Origin of the sequence: Corynebacterium afermentans subsp. afermentans, assembly GCF_030408355.1 — a bacterium.
Lineage (GTDB): Bacteria > Actinomycetota > Actinomycetes > Mycobacteriales > Mycobacteriaceae > Corynebacterium > Corynebacterium afermentans.
The window spans coordinates 506862-528518 of the sequence record NZ_CP046606.1; the positions used below are offsets into that span (position 1 = coordinate 506862).

20 protein-coding genes are annotated in these 21657 nt (G+C 65.7%); 8 read left to right on the forward strand and 12 right to left on the reverse strand.

Annotated elements, in window-relative coordinates; translation table 11 throughout:
* Positions 1-34: 34 nt before the first annotated feature.
* Entirely contained in the window at positions 35-1666 is a 1632-nt protein-coding gene (locus CAFEA_RS02335; RefSeq protein ID WP_063938549.1) for an acyl-CoA carboxylase subunit beta, read from the reverse strand.
* Between the two features lie 124 nt (positions 1667-1790).
* Here CAFEA_RS02335 and acpS point away from each other — a divergent pair, with 124 nt between their 5' ends.
* On the forward strand, positions 1791-2198 hold the full coding sequence (gene acpS, locus CAFEA_RS02340) for a holo-ACP synthase AcpS (RefSeq protein ID WP_063938551.1): 408 nt from the start codon (positions 1791-1793) through the stop codon (positions 2196-2198).
* A gap of 160 nt (positions 2199-2358) precedes the next feature.
* Here the strand turns inward: acpS and CAFEA_RS02345 are convergent, their stop codons facing one another.
* From CAFEA_RS02345 to CAFEA_RS02355, 3 genes are read right to left on the reverse strand one after another with little or no spacing between them, the layout of a single operon-like run.
* Entirely contained in the window at positions 2359-3042 is a 684-nt protein-coding gene (locus CAFEA_RS02345; protein WP_082855725.1) for a type 1 glutamine amidotransferase, read from the reverse strand.
* A 2-nt stretch (positions 3043-3044) separates the two neighbouring features.
* Positions 3045-3206: an RNA helicase gene (locus CAFEA_RS02350; RefSeq protein ID WP_143313178.1), complete on the reverse strand. Its 162-nt coding sequence runs from the start codon at positions 3204-3206 to the stop codon at positions 3045-3047.
* On the reverse strand, positions 3203-3385 hold the full coding sequence (locus CAFEA_RS02355) for a hypothetical protein (protein ID WP_063938553.1): 183 nt from the start codon (positions 3383-3385) through the stop codon (positions 3203-3205). Before CAFEA_RS02355 ends, CAFEA_RS02350 begins: the two co-directional genes overlap by 4 nt.
* 314 nt (positions 3386-3699) lie before the next feature.
* Here CAFEA_RS02355 and trpS point away from each other — a divergent pair, with 314 nt between their 5' ends.
* Entirely contained in the window at positions 3700-4710 is a 1011-nt protein-coding gene (gene trpS, locus CAFEA_RS02360) for a tryptophan--tRNA ligase (RefSeq protein WP_063938555.1), read from the forward strand.
* Between the two features lie 22 nt (positions 4711-4732).
* Here the strand turns inward: trpS and CAFEA_RS02365 are convergent, their stop codons facing one another.
* Positions 4733-6625, reverse strand: a complete 1893-nt coding sequence (locus CAFEA_RS02365) for a heavy metal translocating P-type ATPase (protein ID WP_063938557.1) — start codon at positions 6623-6625, stop codon at positions 4733-4735.
* Positions 6622-6981 carry a Cd(II)/Pb(II)-sensing metalloregulatory transcriptional regulator CmtR gene (cmtR, locus tag CAFEA_RS02370; protein WP_034997411.1) on the reverse strand — a complete coding sequence of 120 codons (360 nt, stop codon included), beginning with the start codon at positions 6979-6981 and terminating at the stop codon, positions 6622-6624. Before cmtR ends, CAFEA_RS02365 begins: the two co-directional genes overlap by 4 nt.
* 155 nt (positions 6982-7136) lie before the next feature.
* Between cmtR and CAFEA_RS02375 the strand changes: the two genes are divergently transcribed.
* The gene (locus CAFEA_RS02375; RefSeq protein WP_063938559.1) at positions 7137-8231 is read left to right on the forward strand and encodes a YhjD/YihY/BrkB family envelope integrity protein; all 1095 of its coding nucleotides are present in this window, start codon (positions 7137-7139) and stop codon (positions 8229-8231) included.
* On the opposite strand, the gene CAFEA_RS02380 is transcribed toward CAFEA_RS02375, so the two are convergent.
* The 5 genes from CAFEA_RS02380 to CAFEA_RS02400 form a co-directional block, all read right to left on the reverse strand.
* A complete protein-coding gene (locus CAFEA_RS02380) occupies positions 8191-9447 on the reverse strand; it encodes a D-alanyl-D-alanine carboxypeptidase family protein (protein WP_076589888.1) in 1257 nt (418 codons plus the stop codon). The two genes, CAFEA_RS02375 and CAFEA_RS02380, sit on opposite strands and share 41 nt — an antisense overlap.
* On the reverse strand, positions 9448-10587 hold the full coding sequence (locus CAFEA_RS02385) for a trimeric intracellular cation channel family protein (protein WP_172796733.1): 1140 nt from the start codon (positions 10585-10587) through the stop codon (positions 9448-9450).
* Positions 10588-10656: 69 nt separating this feature from the next.
* The gene (locus tag CAFEA_RS02390) at positions 10657-11895 is read right to left on the reverse strand and encodes a SatS C-terminal domain-containing protein (protein ID WP_063938560.1); all 1239 of its coding nucleotides are present in this window, start codon (positions 11893-11895) and stop codon (positions 10657-10659) included.
* Positions 11896-11905: 10 nt separating this feature from the next.
* Entirely contained in the window at positions 11906-13009 is a 1104-nt protein-coding gene (locus CAFEA_RS02395) for a C40 family peptidase (RefSeq protein WP_350308265.1), read from the reverse strand.
* Positions 13006-13287, reverse strand: coding sequence for a hypothetical protein (locus tag CAFEA_RS02400; protein WP_126857676.1), 282 nt, complete (start codon positions 13285-13287; stop codon positions 13006-13008). Before CAFEA_RS02400 ends, CAFEA_RS02395 begins: the two co-directional genes overlap by 4 nt.
* Positions 13288-13373: 86 nt before the next feature.
* On the opposite strand from CAFEA_RS02400, the gene upp reads away from it, so the two are divergent.
* From upp to CAFEA_RS02425, 5 genes are all read left to right on the forward strand, one after another.
* The gene (gene upp, locus CAFEA_RS02405) at positions 13374-14009 is read left to right on the forward strand and encodes a uracil phosphoribosyltransferase (RefSeq protein ID WP_063938629.1); all 636 of its coding nucleotides are present in this window, start codon (positions 13374-13376) and stop codon (positions 14007-14009) included.
* 106 nt (positions 14010-14115) lie between these two features.
* Positions 14116-14517 carry a helix-turn-helix domain-containing protein gene (locus tag CAFEA_RS02410; protein ID WP_034997417.1) on the forward strand — a complete coding sequence of 134 codons (402 nt, stop codon included), beginning with the start codon at positions 14116-14118 and terminating at the stop codon, positions 14515-14517.
* 107 nt (positions 14518-14624) lie between these two features.
* A complete protein-coding gene (locus CAFEA_RS02415; RefSeq protein ID WP_063938562.1) occupies positions 14625-15806 on the forward strand; it encodes an amidohydrolase in 1182 nt (393 codons plus the stop codon).
* A gap of 64 nt (positions 15807-15870) precedes the next feature.
* Positions 15871-17277, forward strand: a complete 1407-nt coding sequence (locus CAFEA_RS02420) for an NAD(P)H-quinone dehydrogenase (protein ID WP_063938563.1) — start codon at positions 15871-15873, stop codon at positions 17275-17277.
* A gap of 181 nt (positions 17278-17458) precedes the next feature.
* Positions 17459-20887, forward strand: a complete 3429-nt coding sequence (locus tag CAFEA_RS02425; RefSeq protein WP_063938564.1) for a pyruvate carboxylase — start codon at positions 17459-17461, stop codon at positions 20885-20887.
* Between the two features lie 245 nt (positions 20888-21132).
* On the opposite strand, the gene CAFEA_RS02430 is transcribed toward CAFEA_RS02425, so the two are convergent.
* Entirely contained in the window at positions 21133-21636 is a 504-nt protein-coding gene (locus CAFEA_RS02430) for a GNAT family N-acetyltransferase (RefSeq protein WP_063938565.1), read from the reverse strand.
* Positions 21637-21657 lie beyond the last annotated feature (21 nt).

A 21657-nucleotide genomic window follows, 5' to 3' on the forward strand; every position in this document is an offset into this window, starting at 1 on the left:
CAGTGTCCTTATGGTCCTTTGCATCGGAGCGGGATTAGAGCGGGATATTGCCGTGCTTGCGCATTGGACGCGCCACGGTCTTGTCACGGAAGAAACGCAGTTGCGCTGCGATAACAGCAGGGGTTTCGCTTGGGAGGATGACCGAATCGATCAGGCCTCGCTCAGCGGCCTTGTACGGGTTGAGCATCTCGTCCTCGTAGTTGCGCTCGTACTGCGCAATCAGTTCGCGGAGCTCCTCGTCGTTCACGCCGGAATCGCGGGCGTTTGCAATGTCTTTGCGGTTGATGAAGCCGACCGCGCCAGACGCACCCATCACCGCGATCTGCGCGGTAGGCCATGCCAAGTTCACATCGGCGCCAAGGCCTTTTGAGCCCATCACGCAATACGCGCCGCCGTATGCCTTGCGCATGGTCACGGTCACCTTCGGCACGGTTGCTTCGCCGTAGGCGTACAGCAGCTTTGCACCGCGGCGCAGAATGCCGCTGTGCTCCTGGTTCGCGCCGGGCAGGAAGCCGGGTACGTCCACCAGCATGACAATCGGGATGTTGAAGCTGTCGCACGTGCGGATGAAACGCGCGGCCTTTTCCGCCGAGTCGATGTCCAAGCAACCTGCGAGCACCATGGGCTGATTAGCGACGAAGCCCACCGGCTGGTCCTCAATCCGACCAAACGCAGTGACGACGTTTTCAGCACGCTGCTCCATGACCTCCAGGAATTCGCCGTCGTCCGCGATATGGGCAATCACGTCGCGGACCTCGTAGGGGGTGTTGGGCGAGTCTGGGATCAATGAATCCAGCGCGGCAGCATCGGTGGCGTCTGCCTCTGCATCGGTTGGGGTTGCGGGACGCGGCGCCGACTTCTGGCGGTTGTTCGACGGCAAGTACTCAAGCAAGTCAGCCACCCAGTCGAGCGCATCCTCATCGGATTCCGCAACGTAGTGGCAGTTGCCGCCCTGCTGCATGTGCATCCAGGCGCCACCGAGCTCTTCTTGTGAGATTTCCTCGCCCGTGACCGTCTTGATTACGTCCGGGCCGGTGACGAACATCTTCGAGGTCTCGTCCACCATGACCACAAAGTCAGTCAGCGCGGGGGAGTAGGCGTTGCCACCGGCGCAGGCGCCCATGATCACGCTGATCTGCGGGACCACCCCGGACGCTTCGATGTTGTGGCGGAAGGTGCACGCGATCCAGTCCAGCGACACCGCACCGTCCTGGATGCGGGCGCCTGCGCCTTCGTAAAGCCCGATCAGCGGACGGCCGGTGGTCACGGCGAGGCGCTGGATCTTGGTCATCTTCTCGCCGTAGACCTCACCCAACGCGCCACCAAAGACGGTGCCGTCCTGGGAAAAGATGCAGACTTCGCGTCCGTCGATGGTGCCGTGGCCGCACACGATGCCGTCTGTTGCCGGGCGCTTGGCCTGCATACCGAAGTCGTGGGTGCGGTGGCGCACCAGCTGGTCGGTTTCCACGAAGGAGCCCTCATCGAGCAGATAGTCCAGGCGCTCGCGTGCGGTGAGGCGGCCGGCGGAACGGACCTTGTCCAGGGGTTTCGGGCCCACTGGCTCGTGTGCCTCGGCACGCCGGCGTCGAAATTCCGCTATTTTGTCGGCTGTTGACGAAAGTGGTTCTTCATCCAAAATAGTTTTGGAGGCAAAATTAAAAGCCATGCGGGCATAGTAAACCTACTGAAGCGTAAGTAAAAGGATTGGCCACGATTCACAGAAAATAGCCAGCATTTCTAATGCGATCGCAAACACAACAAAGTCGCAACCGCCGACGGAAGGAACGTGCATGCACATCGGCACCGACCTGGTCCACATTCCCGGTTTGGCTCAACAAATGAAGTTGCCGGGATCCACCTTCATGCAGGTGTTTACCGACCGGGAGCGGCGCGAATGTGCCGCGAAGCCGGACCCGGTCACATCGCTGGCTGGCCGCTGGGCTGTTAAAGAGGCTTACGTCAAAGCCTGGGCGTCCACCCGTTTCGGGCGGTCGCCGCAAATCGCCCCCGACGACTTCAATTTCGCGGAGGTGGAGGTAGTCCAGGATGCGTTCGGGCGCCCCGCGGTCCAGCTGCACGGCCGCGCCGGGGAGGTTGGGCCGCCGGTTTGCAGCGTGAGTATCAGCCACGACGGCGACTACGCCGTGGCCGTGGTTGCAGTGCAGATGGCCACGGGGGCGGGCCGCGGCAGCCTCTAGATGCTTACCCCAGGATGCTTATCCCTCGAGAGCGATCGACCGTTGTGGAGTTTGCCACTCGAGAAGTAAGCATCCTGGAGTAAGCATCCTCGGAATTGGGGGGGGGAATTGGGCCGGAATGGGACCGGAATGGGGGGCGGGGCAGCGGCGACCATTTCCGTCAGCGCCAAGCGCGGGCCGCGGCGACGAAACCCTCGGCGAGTATTTTGCCGGTGAGGGTGAGATGGTCGTCGTGGCGCAGCAGCTCTGCTTCGACCGCGGCACCGTCGTGGCCGCCGTTCGCCGCCCACTGACCGGCAACCTCCGGCGAGCACTCCGGGTGGAACTGCACCGAGACGATCGACCCCAGCCGCATGGCCTGGATCGGGCAGCGCTCGCTGGATGCCAGGAGCGTCGCGCGGGGAGGGAGCGTGACTACCGCGTCGTGGTGGGATTGCTCGACCATCAAGGTTGCGCCGAGGGGGCCGAGCAGGGGATCGTCCACACCGGCGTCGATCAACGTCACCTGGGTAGCGCCTTCTTCGTCCTGCGCCGCCCGGCCGACGGAAACTTCGCCGCCGAAACAGTCGGCGATGATCTGATGGCCCAAACAGATGCCGAGGACGGGCGTGCCCGATTCAAAGGCGCTGCGGAGCAGCTCGTGCACCGCCGGCAGCCACGGCGAGGCGTGCGTGTCCAGCGCATCTGCGCGTCCACCGAGGAGGATGAGGGGGTCGCCGGAGGCGTCGATAGGCAATGGCTCCCCGAGATCGACGGTGCGCAGGGTGGCGCCGGCGCGCTCGAGCCACGGGCCGAGGCGTTGCATTGGCGCGAACGAATCGGGCTGCAGAACGGTGATACGCATGGCTAGAGGTCGAAGGATGCTGCGCGGAGAATGTCCGGCGTAATGGCAACCTTGCCTTTTCCTTCCGTATCGCGCTTCACGATGAGCTTGGCCGCGGCGATCTGGCTCCGGGAAAACTCCGGCTTCGGAGACTGAATTTCTCTAGCTTTGGATCGGGCTGTCATCGCTGCTCCTCAAAAGGCGTGTTGGGATTTCGGAACACGGCGGTCAAGATCGCGTCGATTACCTCGTGCTGGTCGGCAGGGATTTCCGACTGCCTGTCGATGGAATCGAGAATAGCAATCCCCGCCTCAACTTCACGCTCGCTCGAGGCGTTGCACATGTCAGTCGCCCAGCGAAGCATCGTGTGCCACTCCTTAACGCGGTCCAGCTTTTGCGAGTTACCGAGTGTTTGCTAAACCCCGAGCCAAGCAATGCAAGCAGCTCCAAGAGGCCCGATGATGCGAGACGCGAAGTCGGGCACCATCCAGGCTTCTTCGCCCGAACGTGTTGCATTACTGACAGCAAATCCGAGAGAAACAGCAACTGCGAGCGCTGTAAGCAACCAAGGTCTATCTGATTTTGTAAGAGCCAACGTGTACTCCTTCTGTGGACGGCATTAAAGAGTTAGACGCGCCCGCACCGCCCCCGGTTCCCTCTCGGCACCGGCCCACTACTATGAACCCCATGCAACGCGTGCTTTCCGGAATCCAGCCCACTGCCGACTCCTACCACCTGGGTAACTACCTCGGTGCCCTGAAGCAGTGGATCGACCTGCAGGACGGCTTCGACGCTTTCTACTTCATCCCGGACTTGCACGCGATTACCGTGGACCAGGACCCCGAGGAGCTGCGCCACCGCACCCTCGCCGGCTGCGCCCAGCTGATTGCGCTCGGCATCGACCCGGAGCGCTCCACCTTGTTCGTGCAGTCGCACGTGCCCGAGCACGCCGAGCTGACGTGGGTGCTGCAGTGCCTGACCGGTTTCGGCGAGGCGAGCCGCATGACGCAGTTCAAGGACAAGTCCGCCAAGCAGGGCCAGGACCGCACCTCCGTGGGGCTGTTCACCTACCCGGTGCTCATGGCGGCCGACATTTTGCTGTACTCCCCGCAGCTCGTGCCGGTGGGGGAGGACCAGCGCCAGCACCTGGAGCTGACCCGCACGCTGGCGGAGCGCTTCAACTCCCGCTACGGCAAGACCTTCACCGTGCCGGAGGGCATGATCGTTGAGGGTGCGGCGAAGATCTACGACCTGCAGGATCCCACCTCGAAGATGTCCAAGTCGGGTGCGAACCCGAAGGGCATTGTGAACCTGCTGGACGCGCCGAAGACGTCCGCAAAGCGCATCCGCTCCGCCGTCACCGACAACGACGGCGTGATCGCCTACGACAAGGAGAACAAGCCGGGCGTGTCCAACCTGCTGGTCATCCAGTCGGCGCTGACCGGCAAACCTATCGACGACATCGTCGCCGGCTACGAGGGTCAGGGCTACGGCGCGCTCAAGGTCGACACCGCAGAAGCACTCGAAGCGTTCACCACGCCGCTTCGCGCCCGCTACGACGAGCTGATGTCCGATCGCGCCGAACTCGAAGCCATCCTGGCCCGCGGTGCCGAACGCGCTCGCGAGATTGCGGCCCCGCTGCTGGCCGACGTGTACGAGAAGGTCGGCTTCCTCGCACCGAAGCGCTAGGGGGTCCGCTTCCGGCGTAGCCTCAGCGCTTCGTTCGTGCGGCCCGCAGGCCGTTCAAGATGACGATGACTTCAGCGACCTCGTGAACCAACACGACGGCAGCCAGGCCCAGCACGCCGGTGATCGCCAGTGGCATCAACACGATGATGATGGCCAGAGACAGCACGATGTTCTGGTTGATGATCCTGCTGCCTCGGCGGGCGTGCTGCAGCGCCTGCGGGATCAGTCGGAGGTCGTGGCCGGTGAAGGCGACGTCAGCGGAATCGATCGCGGCGTCAGAGCCGGTCGCTCCCATCGCTATGCCCACCGTCGCGCCCGCCAGTGCCGGCGCGTCGTTGATGCCGTCGCCGATCATCGCCGTCGGTGTCTTGGAGGAGAATTCGGCGACGATGCTTGCCTTGTCCTCCGGGCGCAGCTCGGCGCGCACGTCGTCGATTCCGGCGATTTCAGCTAGCGCCCGGGCGGTGCGAGTGTTGTCGCCGGTGAGCATGCTCACTTCCACGTCGTTGGCGCGCAGGGTCTGCACGGCTTCGGGAACCTCGGGCCGCAGCTCGTCGCGGACCCCGATCGCTCCGGCGAGGGTGTCATCGATGGTGACCAGGACGCAGGTCTGGCCCTCGGACTCCATGCGCTCAACGTCTGCCTTCAGTGGCCCGGCGTCGATCCACCGGGGGCTGCCCACCAGCACCCGTCGACCTTCGACGGTGCCGCCGATGCCATGCCCGGCTTCCTCGCTGATGTCCAGGGCGGTGGGCGCTTCGGGCCCCGCTGCCGCGATCGCCGCGGCGAGGGGGTGCGTCGATTGCTGCTCAACTGCCGCCGCGAAAGTAAGCACCTGCGCCCGATCGAACCCGTCTGCCAGGACCACGCCGGTAACCTCGGGCTGGTTGCGGGTGAGGGTTCCGGTCTTGTCCACCGCCAGGTGACGGATGCCGCCGAGCCGCTCGAACGCCGCGCCGGACTTGATGACCACGCCGAACTGGCTGGCCGCGCCGATCGCGGCCACGACCGTCAGCGGCACGGAGATTGCCAGCGCGCACGGCGACGCTGCGACCAGAACCACCAACGCACGGGTGATCCACGTCTCGGGGTCGCCCAGCAGCGAGCCGATCACGCCGACTAGCACCGCCAGGATCATCACCCCGGGCACTAGGGGTTGGGCAATCCGGTCGGCGATCCGGGCGCGGTCGCCCTTTTCCGCCTGCGCCTGCTCGACCAGGTCTACGAGTGTGGTTAGCGAGTTGTCCGTTCCAGCTGCGGTCGTCTCGACTTCCAGCACACCGGCGGAGTTGATTGCTCCCGCGGGCACCTCGTCGCCGGGCGCAACCTCCTCCGGAATAGATTCTCCGGTGATCGCTGAGGTGTCAAGGCTGGAGCGCCCAGACCGAATGATGCCGTCCGTGGCGATCCGCTCTCCGGGGCGCACGAGCATCAGTTCGCCAGCCACGAGGTCCTTCGCCGCAACCTCGACTGACGTGCCGTCGCGCAGCACCGTCGCGGTCTGCGGTACCAACTTCAACAGTGCCCGCAGTCCGCCCTGCGCCCGGTCCATAGCCTTGTCTTCCAGCGCCTCGGCGATCGAGTACAGGAACGCTAGCGCCGCGGCCTCTCCGACGTAACCGAGGATTACCGCGCCGACCGCGCTGATCGTCATCAGCAAGCCAATGCCGAGCTTGCGCTTCGTGACAAGGTTCCGGATCGCACCAGGCGCGAACGTGTATGCGCCCAGCAGCAGACCGACCCAAAACAGTACCGTCGCGGGCGTCTCCTGCCCAGACCAGTCCAGCGCTAGGCCTATGCCGAGGGCTACGCCGGAGAAGATCGGTAGCAGCAGCTCGGGGTCCTTCCACCATGGCCGATCGAGTTCTTCGATCTCCGTGGCGGGTTCGTGTTCGCATCCACATGCTGAACTCATGCGTTCGCTCCTTTCCCGTCGCAGCCGGGCACCGAGCACTCAGGGTCGATGCAGGGGGCGTTTTCGTCGACAGCCAACGTCGCATTCACCAGCGCGTCGAGCGCTGCCGCGAGGTGCGGATCGGCGATTTCGTAGCGTGTCTTGCGGCCCTCCGGCTCGGCAACGACGATGCCGCAGTCACGCAGGCAGGTCAGGTGGTTCGAGACGTTTGAGCGGGTCAGGCCCAGGTCGCGCGAGAGTACGGCCGGGTAGCTCGGGCCTTCGAGTAGTGTCATCAGGATTCTGGAACGCGTCGGATCCGCCATGGCCCGGCCGAGCCGGTTCATGACGTCGAGGCGTGAAGCAATAGTCAGCATGCGCTGAAGTGTACAGCATGGACTGAACTATACACAATTGGCTGAACTGATGTGGTGGGCGAAGGGTCTGCCGCCCCGACCCCGGCTCCGCCCCGCCATCGCACCGCCTCCTCTACGATGTGTTTGGTAAATGACACATATTTGAAGGGACGTCGATGGCTACCTCGACCGCGCCGCGCAAGGCGTACACCGACGAACACGGCATTGAGCGCGCCTCGAAGCAGCAGAAAGAAGGCTTCGAGGAAAAGGTGGAGAAGAAGTCTCCCGCCGCTGGTCACCTGCTGCGAATGAATGACCGCTTCGGCACCGAAGGCGGCAACCAGCTAGCCGCTGGCATCACCTATTTCTCCGTGCTGGCGCTGTTTCCGTTGCTGATGCTGGTCTTCGCGGGCCTCGGTTTCTTCCTCAACGCTCGCCCGGAGCTGATGCATGACATTCAAAACCAGATCACCCAGTCCCTAGACGGGGATCTGGGCGCCATGGTCAACGAGCTGATTCAGACGGCGATTGATCAGCGCGGCGCAGTTGCCGGCATCGGCTTGCTTACCACCCTGTGGTCCGGCTTGAACTGGATGAACCACCTGCGCGTCGGCGTGTCCGCCATGTGGAAGGTGGATGCGAACGAGGGCGGCAACTTTGTTACCAAGAAGCTCGCGGACCTGCTGGGCCTGATCGTGCTGATCGTCCTGTTCATCGTCGCCGCAGTAGTGACTGCCCTGGGAGTGTCCAGCTGGACCAGCACCCTGATGGAGCGCCTCGGTATCGGCAACTTCCCAGGCGCGCGCCTTGTGGTGTGGGTCGTCGGCTTCCTCGTCAGCGTGCTGGCTAGCTTCCTGGTCATGCTGTGGGTGAACATGTACATGCCGCGCACGAAGGTCCCGGCCAAGTCTGGCTTGAAGGGTGCGCTGCTCGGTGCGGTTATCTTCGCCATTCTGCAGCAGTTCGCCGGCCTGGTCATTTCCTCGGCCACCGGCAACCCGGCGGGCGCGATCTTCGGCCCGATCATCACCCTGATGGTCATGCTGTACCTGATCTGGCGCGTGGTGCTTTACGTCGCGGCGTGGACCGCCACCACCGAGGAATCCCTCGCGTTGGCGCCTGCGGAGGTGCCGGAGCCGGCCGTGATCAACGTCCGCGCCGGCGCGGTCCGCGGCAGGGAGGAGTCCAAGCCGTCCGGCAAGGCGCTGGGGGTTGGCGCGGCGCTGGGCGCTATCGGCGTCGGCGTGGTTTCTCTCCTGTCCCGAGACTAAACGCGGTGGCCAGCGCAGCGAGCGCGAGTACGGCCACCACAATCAAGTAGGACCACCAGCGGTTCCAGGCCGTCTCCTCCCCAGCACGTTCAGGCGCGGGGGTGGGGGCGGCCGTTGTCGTTTCTGGGGTGACGGTGGTCTTCTCAGCGAGAGGCTCAAGCTTTGCGACGGAGCTTCGCACCCCATACGCCTCGTGCAAGAGCATCTGCGCCTGCTCCCAGGGGCGGTGGTCGTAGGCCGCGGTGTCCAGCACAACCGCCACGAGGCGGCGGCCCTCGTGGTTCACGGCGCCGACGAACGTGTGGTTCGCGTCGTCGGTGTAACCGGTCTTGCCGCCGATGCCGTCCGGGTCGTTGAGGTAGAGATGGTTGTCGTTCCACAGCTCGAACGCCGGCAGATCGTCGAAGCCGGGGAAGGTGGTGTGCTCCGTGTCGACGATGCGGGCGAAGGTGGGGTCCGCGAACGCCGCGGTGTAGGCCAGGCCCATGTCCCAGGCGGAGGTGGACATCCCGGCGCCGTCCAGGCCGGAGTAGGAGGTGGCGCGGGTATCGGCCATGCCGAGATTCTTGGCTAGCGCGTTGACCTTGCCGAGTGCGAGCTCGTCGCCGCCGAGGGCTTGGGCGAGCGCGTGGGCGCAGTCGTTGCCCGAGGACAGCAGCAGGCCGGTGAGCAGGTCTTCGACGGTGTAGTCGCCGCCTTCGCCGATGCCGGCGGCGGAGCCTTCCTGGCCGGCGGATTCGGCGGAGACTTCGACCTTCTGGTCCAGTGGCAGCTCGTTGATGACGGTCAGTGCCAGCAGCACCTTGATTATCGAGGCCGGCCGGTAGCGACCGTGCGGGTCCTTCATCGCCACCACGTCGCCGGAATCTAAGTCGGCGACCAGCCAGGCGGAGGCGACTACGCCGTCGGGGGTGGTGTAGCCGTCGGCGGAGGTCACGCCGCAGGGGCCGTCGAAAAGCACCGGCAGCGGGTCAGGGGAGGTGGCGGCGCGCTCGGAAGTGGACACCGGCTCCGGTGGCCAAGTGGCCTGTGGGCAGTTGTCGGTGTCGGGCGCGCGGTCACGGCTGGGCGGGACCCAGTTGCCGCCCTCGTCGTAATAGCCGACGGTCGGGCCTGCCGGGGAGGTGGTCTCGGTCGGGGTTTCGGCGTCTTGGGCGTGAGCTGTCGTCGACAAGCAAAAGCTCAATGCTGTCGCTGCTGCGAGCGCACGCTTCATCTAGGACTCCTTTTGGTCGTAGCGGGCCGCGAGCCGCTCGATGAGCTCGTCGGTCAAAGCCTCGTCGGAGAGAATAATATCCAGCATGTCCGCGTTCATCGCCTCCGTCTCGGCCGGGTCCGGCTCCTCCGCGGCGTCTTCCTCGTAGGAATCTCCGGCCAGGTCCACGCCGATGCTGTCGAAGAGGCCCTCGTCTTCCGTAACCTCCGGCTCCGCCGTCGCGCCGACCGCCTCGGCGAGCATCTCCGCGTCGATGGCGGGGAACTGGGTGGTGAACTCGGTGAGGAAATCATCCGCGTCGCTGACCGCCTCCGCCGGGCGCTTGCCCTTGCGGATCTCCGCCTCAATGCGGCGCTGCAGCGCCTTTTCCATCTGCCGGTGGCGCCACGAGCGCACCCGCGTCGGCTCCAGCCCGCGGGCCACCGCGCGCGACTTGTCCTCCGCCTTCTTGGCCAGGTGCGCGACCTGCGTGGCCGTCATGTTCACTGTGGTGTTCACCGGCGCGAACTCGGAGTCAGTGGAAACGCGCCAGTTGCCCCAGTAGCCGGCGAGGAACAACGCGAAGCTGGCCACGGGGCCGATGACCATGCCGAGTGCCGGGTAGCCGGTGGCGTTGCCCACCAGCATGATCACCGCGCACGCCACTGCCGGGATGACGGTGGGCTGGTTACCGCCGAACACACTGGGTTCACGGCCGGTGACCACGTCGCGGATCATGCCGCCGCCGGTGGCGGTGAACACGCCCATCATGATGGTGGGCAGCACCGGCAGGCCGTACTGGATGGCCTTGGATGCGCCGGTGGCTGCCCACAGGGAGGACACCAGCGCGTCGCCGTGGGACTGCAACATCTCCCAGGCTTTGCCCTTGAAGTAGGTGAACCGGGCGATCAGCGCGCCGGTGAACGCCAAGATGAGGTACTCCGGCTGGCTCATCGCGGCGACGGTGCCCTGGTTGATCAGCACGTCGCGCAGCATGCCGCCACCTAAGGCGGAGAGCATGGCGATGAAGAAGAAGCCCACGATGTCGTAGCCGAGCTGGCGGGCGAGCGTGCCGCCGATGATGCCCATCAGCAGCACGCCGGAGATGTCCATCCAGTGATAAATGGAGCTGATGAGCGGGTCGACCTGGTCCACTGACATGAGTGAATTGTAAAAGTCGCACGTTTGCCGGGCATGTCGGCATGCCCTGGGGGCGAACGGCGAAACGGCTTAGAACTTGGAGAAGCGCTTGATCAGCTGGTTTTCCATCTCGGTCCAGGCATCCGCCTTATCGGTAAACGGTGCCGACGGCACGTAGCCTGCGGCGCGGGTGGAGCCGAGCATGTACGCCAGGTAGTCCTGCATGCGCGGGTTGGCCAGAAGCAGGGAGTTCAGCGAGTCGTCCTGCGCCCAGTCCGCGGCATCTGCGAGCAGCTCGTAAGCCTTGGACATCTGTGCGGTGTCCACGGCGTCGGGGCCCTTGTTGATGTCGGCGGCGAGGCCGTTGAAGGAGTAGGAGTTGTCCGGGTGGACCTCCACCTTCAGCTCGCCAGCGTTGGCGGTGTCGATGAGGTCCTGCCAGGTGGACACGCCCGCCAGGTCGTGGTCGTCGTGCTCCAGGATCCAGCGGCCCAGGTGCTTGGCGGAGGGGAAGGTGATGATCTCGCCGTACTTGCCCAAAAACACCGGGGCGCCGCGCAGGTAGGTGCGCAGCGTGTACACGCTCTGGCCCTGGATGGAGATCTTCACCGGGTCGATGCCTGCGCGGCCCCACGGGGAGGAGTCGTAGGGATCTTCCGCGGCGGCGCGCGCCTCTTCGTCCGCGCGTGCCTGCTCAGCGGCCGCGGCGCGGGCTTCGGTGGCGGCGGCGATGGCGGTGCCGGCGGCTGCGACGCGCTCGGCGTCGAGCTGATGCGTATCGACGACACGCACAGACTCATCCAACGACTTGACCACATTCTCCCAGTTCGCCAGTACAACACGTCCGACGCCGGACCACTCGGACAGGCCGTTTTCGCCCGCGTAGTGGTCGGAGCCGCGGTTGACGTTGCCCAGGATGGAGTGGGAGGCGAAGAAGATCTGCGCCTGCTCGGCGGAGGCAACGTCCGCCAGCGAGCGGGAGATCTGGAACACCCGCGACAGGCGCGAGACGTTTTCGTGGCTCGGGCGGCCGGCCAAAAACTCGGGCGCACCGATGATGTCGAAATACTGCTTGTCGTTCGGCACCACGCGGTCGTCGCCCTGGGCCTGGAACTGCTGCCACTTCGGGTGGTCCGCCAGGTCGTGGGCGTTGGTCGCTTCCAAGTAGGCCAAGAGTTCCTCGGGGGAGTGGAAGGCCAGCACGGCTTGGTCGTCGCCGAGGAAGGCCTGCCACTCGGCGCCCTTTTCCTTCCAGGTGGGTGCCCACAGGGTGTAGAAGTCGCCCTCGGTCAGGGAGATCTTGACGGGGAGAATCGCGCGCGTAGTCATGCGGGAAACTTTAGCCGGTCGGCCTCCAGAATCCGCGGAAGGTCATGCCCAGATTCTCTGTGCGCACAGGGTTCATCTGCACGGGGCTGCCCGCCTCGATCATCATCCCGTCTCCCGCGTACATGGCGGCGTGGCCGGACCACAACACCAGATCCCCCGGCTGCAGCTCCTGGTACGACACCTGCCTGCCCACGGTCTGGTCCGCGGCGACGCGCGGGATTTCCAGCCCTGCCTGCCCGTACGCCCAGGAGGTCAGCCCGGAGCAGTCGAAGCCGCCCGGTGCGGCCCCGCCCCACACGTAGGGTGTGCCGATCTGGCTTTTCGCGGCTTCGACGGCGGCGGCGCCGACAGCGGATCCCTCCTCGTGCGCCGGAGCAGGCTCCGGCGGCGGGGCAGCCGCTGCGGCAGGCTCCGGCGGTGGTGGCGGGGCGACGGCGGAGGCCGGTCTCACCGTCGGTGGCGCGGGCTCAGGCGTCGATAGTCCGGCTGGTGCCGCAGGTGCAACCAGGGAGGACAGGCGTTGCAGCTCCCCGTGGGCCTTCTCGGCCGCCGGGCCGGCGCCGGGCATGACGCGGTCCAACGCGGCGGAGGTGGCGGAGGTAAGCGTGTCCGCGATGGCCCGCAGATCCTTCTCCAAAGCGTTGAGCACCTGCGTGGCCTCGTTGATTGCGTCGGCGATGATCCCGGCCACGTAGGCGGCGGCACCGAACAGGCCCGCTGGCGAGGTAGCGATCGCCGGCGCCGCCATCGCCTTGTTGATGAGCGCTCCGGCGATGGTGATCAGATCAAATGCCGCGGTGCCGATCAGCACACCGCCGCGCAGCACCCCGTCGCTGATCGTTGCGCGGTAGTCCGCAAGATCCGCCGCGGCGCCCACCCGTGATGCCCCGGACGTGTTGGCCACTGCGGCCAGAGGGTCGAAGTCCTTGAAATCCGGCATCCCGAAGCCCGGCAGGGTAGGCAGGTCGAAGGGGAGAAGTCTCGCCAGCATGCTGGCGGTGCCGTGCACGTCCAGGCTGCCGCTAAGCATGCGGTTACCGCTTTCGCCTTGTCTGTCCGCAATGCGGTTTAACAGGTCGAATGCGTTGTCAAAACCTGTCTTCAGGGAGTTCATAGCGCGGCACCCAGCTTCCGGCAGGTGCAGGTGTCTACGGCTGCGGCGGCATCCACCGCAAGGTCCATCACGTCTGCGATGCGGTGGGCCTCGGCGCGCAGTGCTTCAGCGTCCGTGTTCGCTTTGGCGATGGACTCGGTCACCGCGGCACTGAATTCGCCGAGGGGCCAGGTACCGGGCACGGAGACGTCGTTAAGCAATTGCAATCGTGCTGCGTCGTCGCGCAGCGAATCGGTCATGGAGGATACGGCAGCGGAGTCAATGTGAAATACAGTCATGGCCATTGGACGCTGAAAACACCGCCCCGGTTCCCTCGAGGGGGAAAATATTTTCGCGGCCCGCCGAGTGAACTAGCATGGCCGGCATGGATATCACGGTTGTCAACCACCCCCTCGCCGCGTCCCGCCTGACCATCATGCGCGACAAACGCTCCAACAACGCAGCGTTCCGCGCGGCGCTGGCGGACCTGGGCGCGATGCTCATCTACGAAGCGGCGCGTGACCTTGAGGTGGAGGAGTTTGACACCGAAACCCCCGTCGCCACCGCCCGCGGCGCGCGCCTGGCCACCCCGCCGATTATCGTGCCGATCATCCGCGCGGGCCTGGGCATGGTGGACCCGTCGCTGTTCATGATCCCGGACGCGCAGGTGGGCTTCATCGGGCTTGCCCGCGACGAAAAGACGCACGAGCCGGTGCCCTACCTGGAGGCTCTGCCGCAAGACCTGTCCGGCCAGCCCGTGTTCCTGGTGGATCCGATGTTGGCCACCGGCGGTTCGCTGATTCACGCTATCGACCTGCTGGTGGAGCGCGGAGCGGACAGCATCACCTGCATCTGCATGGTCTCGGCCCAGCCGGGCGTGGACAAGCTCGAGGCTCACGGCGGCCCGGTGCGCCTGGTCACCGCCACCCTCGACCCGGCGCTCAACGAAGACGCCTACATCGTCCCCGGCCTGGGCGATGCCGGAGACCGCCTCTACGGCCCGCGCAACATCGAGCTTTAAGCTTGTCGACGTCCCACCGGTAGCGCGCCCGCACATTGCGCGCTACATTGCGTGGCATAGACAGTGGACCGCTTTAGGGGAGCGCCGACACACGGGGGGAAAGACTATGGGGGAAGTACTGCCACAATCGCACTGGGCGAGCTACGCACTCGGGCTGGGGGAGCGCGTGCGCGCCATCCGACTCATGCGGGGGCTGAGCCAAACGCGCCTCGCGGAGCTGGCGGGCGTGTCGCGCTCGCTGATTTCGAACTTGGAGCGCAACGACTACAACTCCAAGGTGGCCGACCCCACCTTGAGTACCTGCTACCGGCTGGCTTCAGCGCTGCAGGTGCCGCCGGCGGCGCTTCTGCCCGGCGCGGCCGAAAACGTCGAGGGCCGTTTCCCAATGAGGGATTCGCAAGCACCTGCACCTATCAGGTTCCAGTGGCCGCGCAGCGCGCAGGACACCGCAAGGTTCCACGACACGTATCTGCGCCGCGGTGCTCCGCAGGGCACACCCGCGTTCTAGCGGTCCGCGTCAACCTCCACCGCACCGCTTTGTCTACTTTGTGGGCGGTGCGCGTACACTCATGTCAGCAAAAACTGATAGCCGAAGCTGGATAAAAGGGAGCGCACGTGGAAAACGCCGGAATCGCCGCCGCGGTGGACTGCTGGTTCACTGACAATCAGGAGCGCGTGATTGGCTGGCGCCGCCACATCCACTCCCACCCGGAGTTGTCCAACGAGGAAGTCGCCACTACCGACTTCCTCGTGGAAACACTGGAAAGTTATGGCCTGCACCCGGTGCGTTTCCCGGGCACTGGCTTGTACGTGGACTTGGGGCCCGCGGAAGGCAAGCGCCTGGCGTTTCGCGCGGACATCGATGCGCTTCGCGTGGCGGAGCAGACGGGCTTGAGCTTCGCGTCCTCCAATCCGGGCGTGTCCCACTCCTGCGGCCACGACATCCACACCACCGTCGCCCTGGCGCTCGCCTGTGCGCTGTCAACGGTGGAGTTGGAAAACCCGGTGCGGATCATCTTCCAGCCCGCTGAGGAAGTCATGGGCAGCGGCGCGCTGGACGTGATTAGGTGGGGCGCGCTCGAGGGCGTCGGGGCTATTTACGCCGTGCACGCCGAGCCGCACATCAAGGTCGGCGAGATCGGCGTGCGTGCCGGCGCGATCACCTCGGCGTCCGATGTGATCCGCATCGAGGTCCACGGCCCCGGCGGGCACACTTCGCGCCCGCAGCTGACCGCGGACGTGGTCTATGCCATGGGCGCGCTGATCACCCAGCTGCCCGGTCTGTTGTCGCGCCGGGTGGACCCGCGCACCGGAACTGTGCTGGTATTCGGCCACGCGGAGGCGGGGGATGCCGCCAACGCGATTCCGAAGCGCGGGTTGCTCGAAGGCACGCTGCGCACCGCCGACATCACCACCTGGCGCCAGAACGAGGACCTGCTGACAGACCTCATCGACCTCATCGTCGCGCCCACGGGCTGCACCTATCACCTGGACTACATCCGCGGGGTGCCGCCGGTACTTAACGACGACGCCGCGACCGCCCTGGCCGTCGAAGCCGCCCGTGCGGTGGACCCGCAGTCGGTGGTGGCCGCCCCGCAGTCCAGCGGCGGCGAGGATTTCTCCTGGTACCTCGAGCATGTGCCGGGTGCGATGATGCGCCTCGGCGCCTGGGGCGGGGAGGGTGAGTACCAGGACCTGCACCAGGGCAACCTGAACGTGGACGAGCGCGCGATCGGGGTTGGCGTGCGGCTGTTCGGCTCTATCGTGGAGGAGTACTTCCGCCCGGGCGAAGAATAGGAGTTATCTGGGTAGACTGTCTCCCAGTTTGGTTCCCGTCACCCGACCCATGAGGAGTGCTGTTTTGTCCAAGAAGATTGTCATCATCGGTGGAGGCCCGGGCGGCTACGAGGCTGCGCTGATGGCGTCCAAGTACGGTGCGGACATCACCATTGTCGAGGACAGCGGCGCGGGCGGCTCGGCGATCCGGGAGGACGTCGTGCCGTCGAAAAGCTTTATTGCTGGCGCGAACATCAAAAACGACCTGCGCCGCGCGGACGATATGGGCTTGAGCCACGCGCTGGGAGATTCGAAGCTGTCGCTGCTGGCGCTCAACGATCGTGTGAAGGTGCTTGCCGGCAAGCAGTCGGACGACATCCGTGCGCAGTTGGAGCAGGGCGGCGTGCGCTTCATCGAGGGCCGCGCACGGTTTGCGGACGAGCAGAAGGGCCACACCACCCACAACATCGAGGTCGAAACTTCCGACGGCTCGACGGAGACGCTCACCTGCAACATGGTGCTCGTGTCCGTCGGCGCGAGCCCGCGCGTGCTTAAGGGGGCTGAGCCGGACGGCGAGCGCATCCTGAACTGGCGCCAGATGTACGACCTGAAGGACCTGCCGACGCACCTGATCGTGGTCGGCTCCGGCGTTACCGGCGCGGAGTTCGTCTCCGCCTTTGCCGAGCTGGGGGTGAAGGTGACCATGGTGGCCTCGCGCGACCGCATCCTGCCTCACGACGACGCCGACGCCGCCGACGTGCTCGAGGACGTGCTGGCGGACCGCGGCGTGCAGCTGGAAAAGCACGCCCGCGTGGAGCGCGTGGAAAACACCGGCGAAGGCGTGGTCGTGCACACTACCGACGGCCGCGCCATCGAGGGCTCGCACGTGATGATGTCCATCGGCTCCATCCCGAACACCGCCGACCTCAACCTGGAGGCCGCCGGCGTGGAGGTCACCCCGTCCGGCCACATCCACGTGGACCGGGTTTCGCGCACCAACGTGGCGGGCATCTACGCCGCCGGCGACTGCACGGACCTGATGCCGCTGGCGTCCGTGGCCGCCCAGCAGGGCCGCATCGCGGTAGATCACGCACTTGGCGAGGGCGTCACCCCGATCCGTTTGAAGACGGTGGGTAACGCCGTGTTCACCCGCCCCGAGATCGCCGCGGTGGGCGTGACGGAGCAGCAGATCCGCGACGGCGAGGTCGACGCCGACATCTACAAGCTGCCGCTGGCAACCAACCCGCGCGCGAAGATGCGTTCGCTGCAGTACGGCTTTGTCAAGATCTTCGCCCGCAAGGGCTCGGGCCAGGTGCTCGGTGGCGTGATCGTCGCGCCGACCGCGTCCGAGCTGATTCTGTCGGTGACCATCGCGGTGGCCAACAACCTCACCGTGCGCCAGCTCGCCGGCTCCATGGCGGTGTACCCGTCGCTGTCCGGCTCGATCACGGAGGCCGCGCGCCGCCTGGTCACCAACACCGACCTGGACTAGTCCTGGACTAGTACATCGAGCGTTAAGTCGCACTACCCCCGAAACGCGGGCTGTCGCTTGTCGACGGCCCGCGTTTTTCCACCCCCACATTGTCCCCCAAAGTGCCCCGAAATTGATGTGATCTGTATTAAACTTGTCCTAGCCCTATGACCGCAAAAACTTCCTTTGTGAAAGGCAACCGATGAACCCGGATAATCTCCCGCTTCACGACCTGCCCACCTTCAACAAGATCCTGGTGGCCAACCGTGGCGAAATTGCCGTGCGTGCCTTCCGTGCAGCGTTTGAGACCGGCGCGAAGACCGTCGCCGTCTACCCCCGCGAGGACCGCAACTCCTTCCACCGCCCGTTCGCGGACGAGGCCGTCCAGATTGGCGAGCCGGGCCAGCCGGTGAAGGCATACCTGGACATCGATGAAATCATCCGCGCCGCGAAGCAAACCGGCGCGGACGCGATTTACCCGGGCTACGGGTTCCTTTCCGAGCGCGCCGACCTGGCACGCGCCTGCCGCGACAACGGCATTAAGTTCATCGGCCCCAGCCCCGAAACCCTGGACCTGACCGGCGATAAGTCCGCCGCCGTCCAGGCCGCGGAGCGCGCCGGCCTGCCGGTGCTGAAGGACTCCGAGCCGTCCGACGACCCGAAGCAGCTGGCTGAGTACGCCAAGGACTTCGAGTTCCCCGTCTTCGTCAAGGCGGTTGCGGGCGGTGGCGGTCGCGGTATGCGCTTTATTGAGCGACCGGAGGACGTCGAGAAGCTTGCTGCTGAAGCCTCCCGCGAAGCGGAGGCCGCGTTCGGCGACCCGAACGTCTACATCGAGCGCGCAGTGATCCGCCCGCAGCACATCGAGGTGCAGGTCATGGCCGACTCGCACGGCAACGTCGTGCACCTGTTTGAGCGCGACTGCTCCGTGCAGCGCCGCCACCAGAAGGTCGTGGAGATCGCTCCGGCGCAGCACATCACCGAAGAGCAGCGCCAGCGCATCTGCCAGGACGCGGTGAACTTCTGCAAGGAGATCAACTACGAAGGCGCCGGCACCGTCGAGTTCCTCGTGGACGAGGCGGGCAACCACGTGTTCATTGAAATGAACCCGCGTGTGCAGGTCGAGCACACCGTGACCGAAGAGGTCACCGGCATCGACATTGTGAAAAACCAGATGTACATCGCCGCTGGCGCGAAGCTGGAGCAGATCCACCTCACCCAGGACCTCATCGAGGTCAACGGCGCCGCCCTGCAGTGCCGCATCACCACCGAGGACCCGGCCAACGGCTTCCGCCCGGATTCCGGCGTGGTCACCGGCTACGCCTCCCCGGGCGGTGCGGGTGTGCGTCTCGACGGCAACGTGGCCGTCGGCACCACCATCACCCCGAACTTTGACTCGCTGCTGGTGAAGATGACCTGCCGCGGCCGCAACTTCCAGGTGGCGGTGGACCGCGCGCTGCGCGCCCTGAACGAGTTCACCATCAACGGCCTGTCCACCAACATCGGCTTCCTGCGCGCCCTGCTGTCCGAGCCGGAGTTCCGCAACGAGCGCATCAACACCGGCTTCATCGCGGACCACCCGAAACTGCTCGAGGCTCCGGCCGCCGCCGACGATGCCGGCAAGATCCTCAACTACCTGGCGTCAGTGACGGTGAACCAGCCCAACGGCCCGCGCCCGACCAACATCCGCCCGTCGAAGAAGCTGCCGGAGGCGAACTACGGCGACCTGCCGCGCGGCTCCCGCGACGAGCTGCTCGAACTCGGCCCGAAAAAGTGGGCGGAGAAGCTGCGCAACCAGGCCGAGCTGGGTGTCACCGAGACCACCTTCCGCGACGCACACCAGTCGCTTCTGGCCACCCGCATCCGCACCAACACCCTGGTCGCTGCGGCGAAGCACGTCGGCCACCTCACCCCGCAGCTGACCTCCGTGGAGGCATGGGGCGGCGCCACCTACGACGTGGGCATGCGCTTTTTGCACGAGTCGCCCTGGATGCGCCTGGACGAGCTGCGCGAGGCAATGCCGAACGTGAACATCCAGATGCTGCTGCGCGGCCGCAACACCGTGGGCTACACCCCGTACCCGGACTCTGTGACCAAGGCATTCGTGCGTGAGGCAGCCACTTCCGGCATCGACATCTTCCGCATCTTCGACGCGCTCAACGATGTCTCCCAGATGCGCCCGGCCATCGAGGCGGTGCTGGAGACCAACACCACCGTCGCTGAGGTGGCCATGGCCTACTCCGGCAACCTGATGGACCCGGCGGAAGACCTGTACACGCTGGACTACTACCTCAACCTCGCCGAGAAGATCGTCGAGGCGGGCGCCCACGTCCTGGCCATCAAGGACATGGCGGGCCTGATGCGCCCGGCAGCCGCCGCCAAGCTGGTCACCGCGCTGCGCGAGCGCTTCGACCTGCCGGTGCACGTGCACACCCACGACACCGCCGGCGGCCAGCTGGCCACCTACCTGGCGGCCGCAAACGCCGGCGCCGACGTGGTCGACGTGGCATCTGCGCCGCTGGCGGGCACCACCTCCCAGCCGTCCATGTCCGCGCTCGTCGCCGCATTCGCGCAGACTGAGCGCGACACCGGCATTGACCTGCAGGCCGTCTTTGACATGGAGCCTTATTGGGAGGCCGTGCGCCAGGTCTACGCCCCGTTCGAGTCCGGCATCCCGGGCCCGACCGGCCGCGTGTACAAGCACGAGATCCCGGGCGGTCAGCTGTCCAACCTGCGCACGCAGGCTAAGGCGCTGGGTCTGGAGGACCGCTTCGAGCTCATCGAGGACTACTACGCCGGCGTCAACGAGATCCTCGGCCGCCCGACCAAGGTGACCCCGTCCTCCAAGGTCGTCGGCGACCTGGCGCTGCAGCTGGTGGGCCAGGGTGTCAGCCCGCAGGAGTTTGCCGAGAACCCGCGCAAGTACGACATCCCGGAATCCGTCATCGGCTTCCTGCAGGGCGAGCTGGGCACGCCTCCGGGCGGCTGGCCGCTGCTGCGCGACCAGGCGCTTGAGAACCGCTCCGAGGTCGACCACACCGTCAAGGTGCCGGAGGAACTGGCCGTGGACCTTGCCTCCGAGGACCACGACACCCGCCGCGCCGCCCTGGACAAGCTGCTCTTCCCGAAGCAGTACGCGGAGTACCAGGAGCACCTGCGCACCTACGGCATCACTGACCAGCTCGGCGACAAGACGTTCTTCTACGGCCTCGAAGAGGGCGAGGAGACCATGATCTGGTACGGCGAGATCGACGAGAACCGCCCGCCGCTGGTGGTCAGCCTCGACGCCGTGGGCGAGCCGGACGAAAAGGGCATGCGCCAGGTCATCCTCACCGTCAACGGCCAGGTCCGCCCGATCACTGTGCGCGACGAGTCCGCCGAGTCCACCGTGGCCGAGGTGGAGAAGGCAGATTCCTCGAACCCGGGCCACGTGGCAGCCCCGTTCGCCGGTGCCGTCACCGTCACCGTCAAGGAGGGCGACGAGGTCAAGGCCGGCGATCCGGTGGCCTCCATCGAGGCGATGAAGATGGAGGCTGCGATCTCGGCCACCAAGGACGGCACGATCGAGCGCGTCGCGTTCACCCAGCCGACCAAGGTGGAAGGTGGCGACCTGGTGGTGGTTATCGCCTAGGCGGGCGTGCGTTGTCAGCACCGCGCGGACCGTTGAGCGGCCGCGCGGTGTTTGCTTTGCGGTCCGGGGTTTTGCGGATCTGCTAGTTCGCCTAAAAATGTAACTAGCAGATCAAGTGTCCAACTTTGTATTCTCGCAGGTGGTGTTGGAAACGAGTGGCAATACCAGCGTGATCTGCTAGTTCCGCGCCGACAAACCGCGGGGGAACTAGCCGATCAGGCGTCGAGCACGGTGGTGCCGACGCGTTACACCGTGAAGTCGTCCACGTCGACGACCATGACGTCGTCTTCGCCGTCGACGTTTGCGAAGCCGAACTTCTCGTAGCGGTGGCGCGCCCGGTCGTTGTCCGGGTCCACCCACAGCGCCACCTTGGGTGCGCCCTGGCGCTTGGCCAGTTCCACTGCGGCCTGCAAAAGCCGTACCGCGAGCCGATTTCCGGCGTAGCGGTTTTCCACCGCGATGGCGATTTCGGGGATGTTGGGGGCGAGGTTCGCGTGGCCGTCGTCAGGCGATTGCCAGTACCGCAACCACACGCCACCTGCAGGCACGTCGAATTGGTCGAATGCGACGATGCCGCTTTCGCGCTCCGGGTCCCACTGGCCCACATACGCCTCGGCGCCTTCGCGCTCGCTGTAGCCAACGTCGCCTTCCTCGTCGCCAAAGACGTCGGCGAGGTAATTTAGCCGCCGCAGATAGGTGCGGTCGGACTCCGTGGCCTCGCGCAGTTGGAACTCAGGTGTGTAATCCATGCGCACCACGTTAATCTTTTG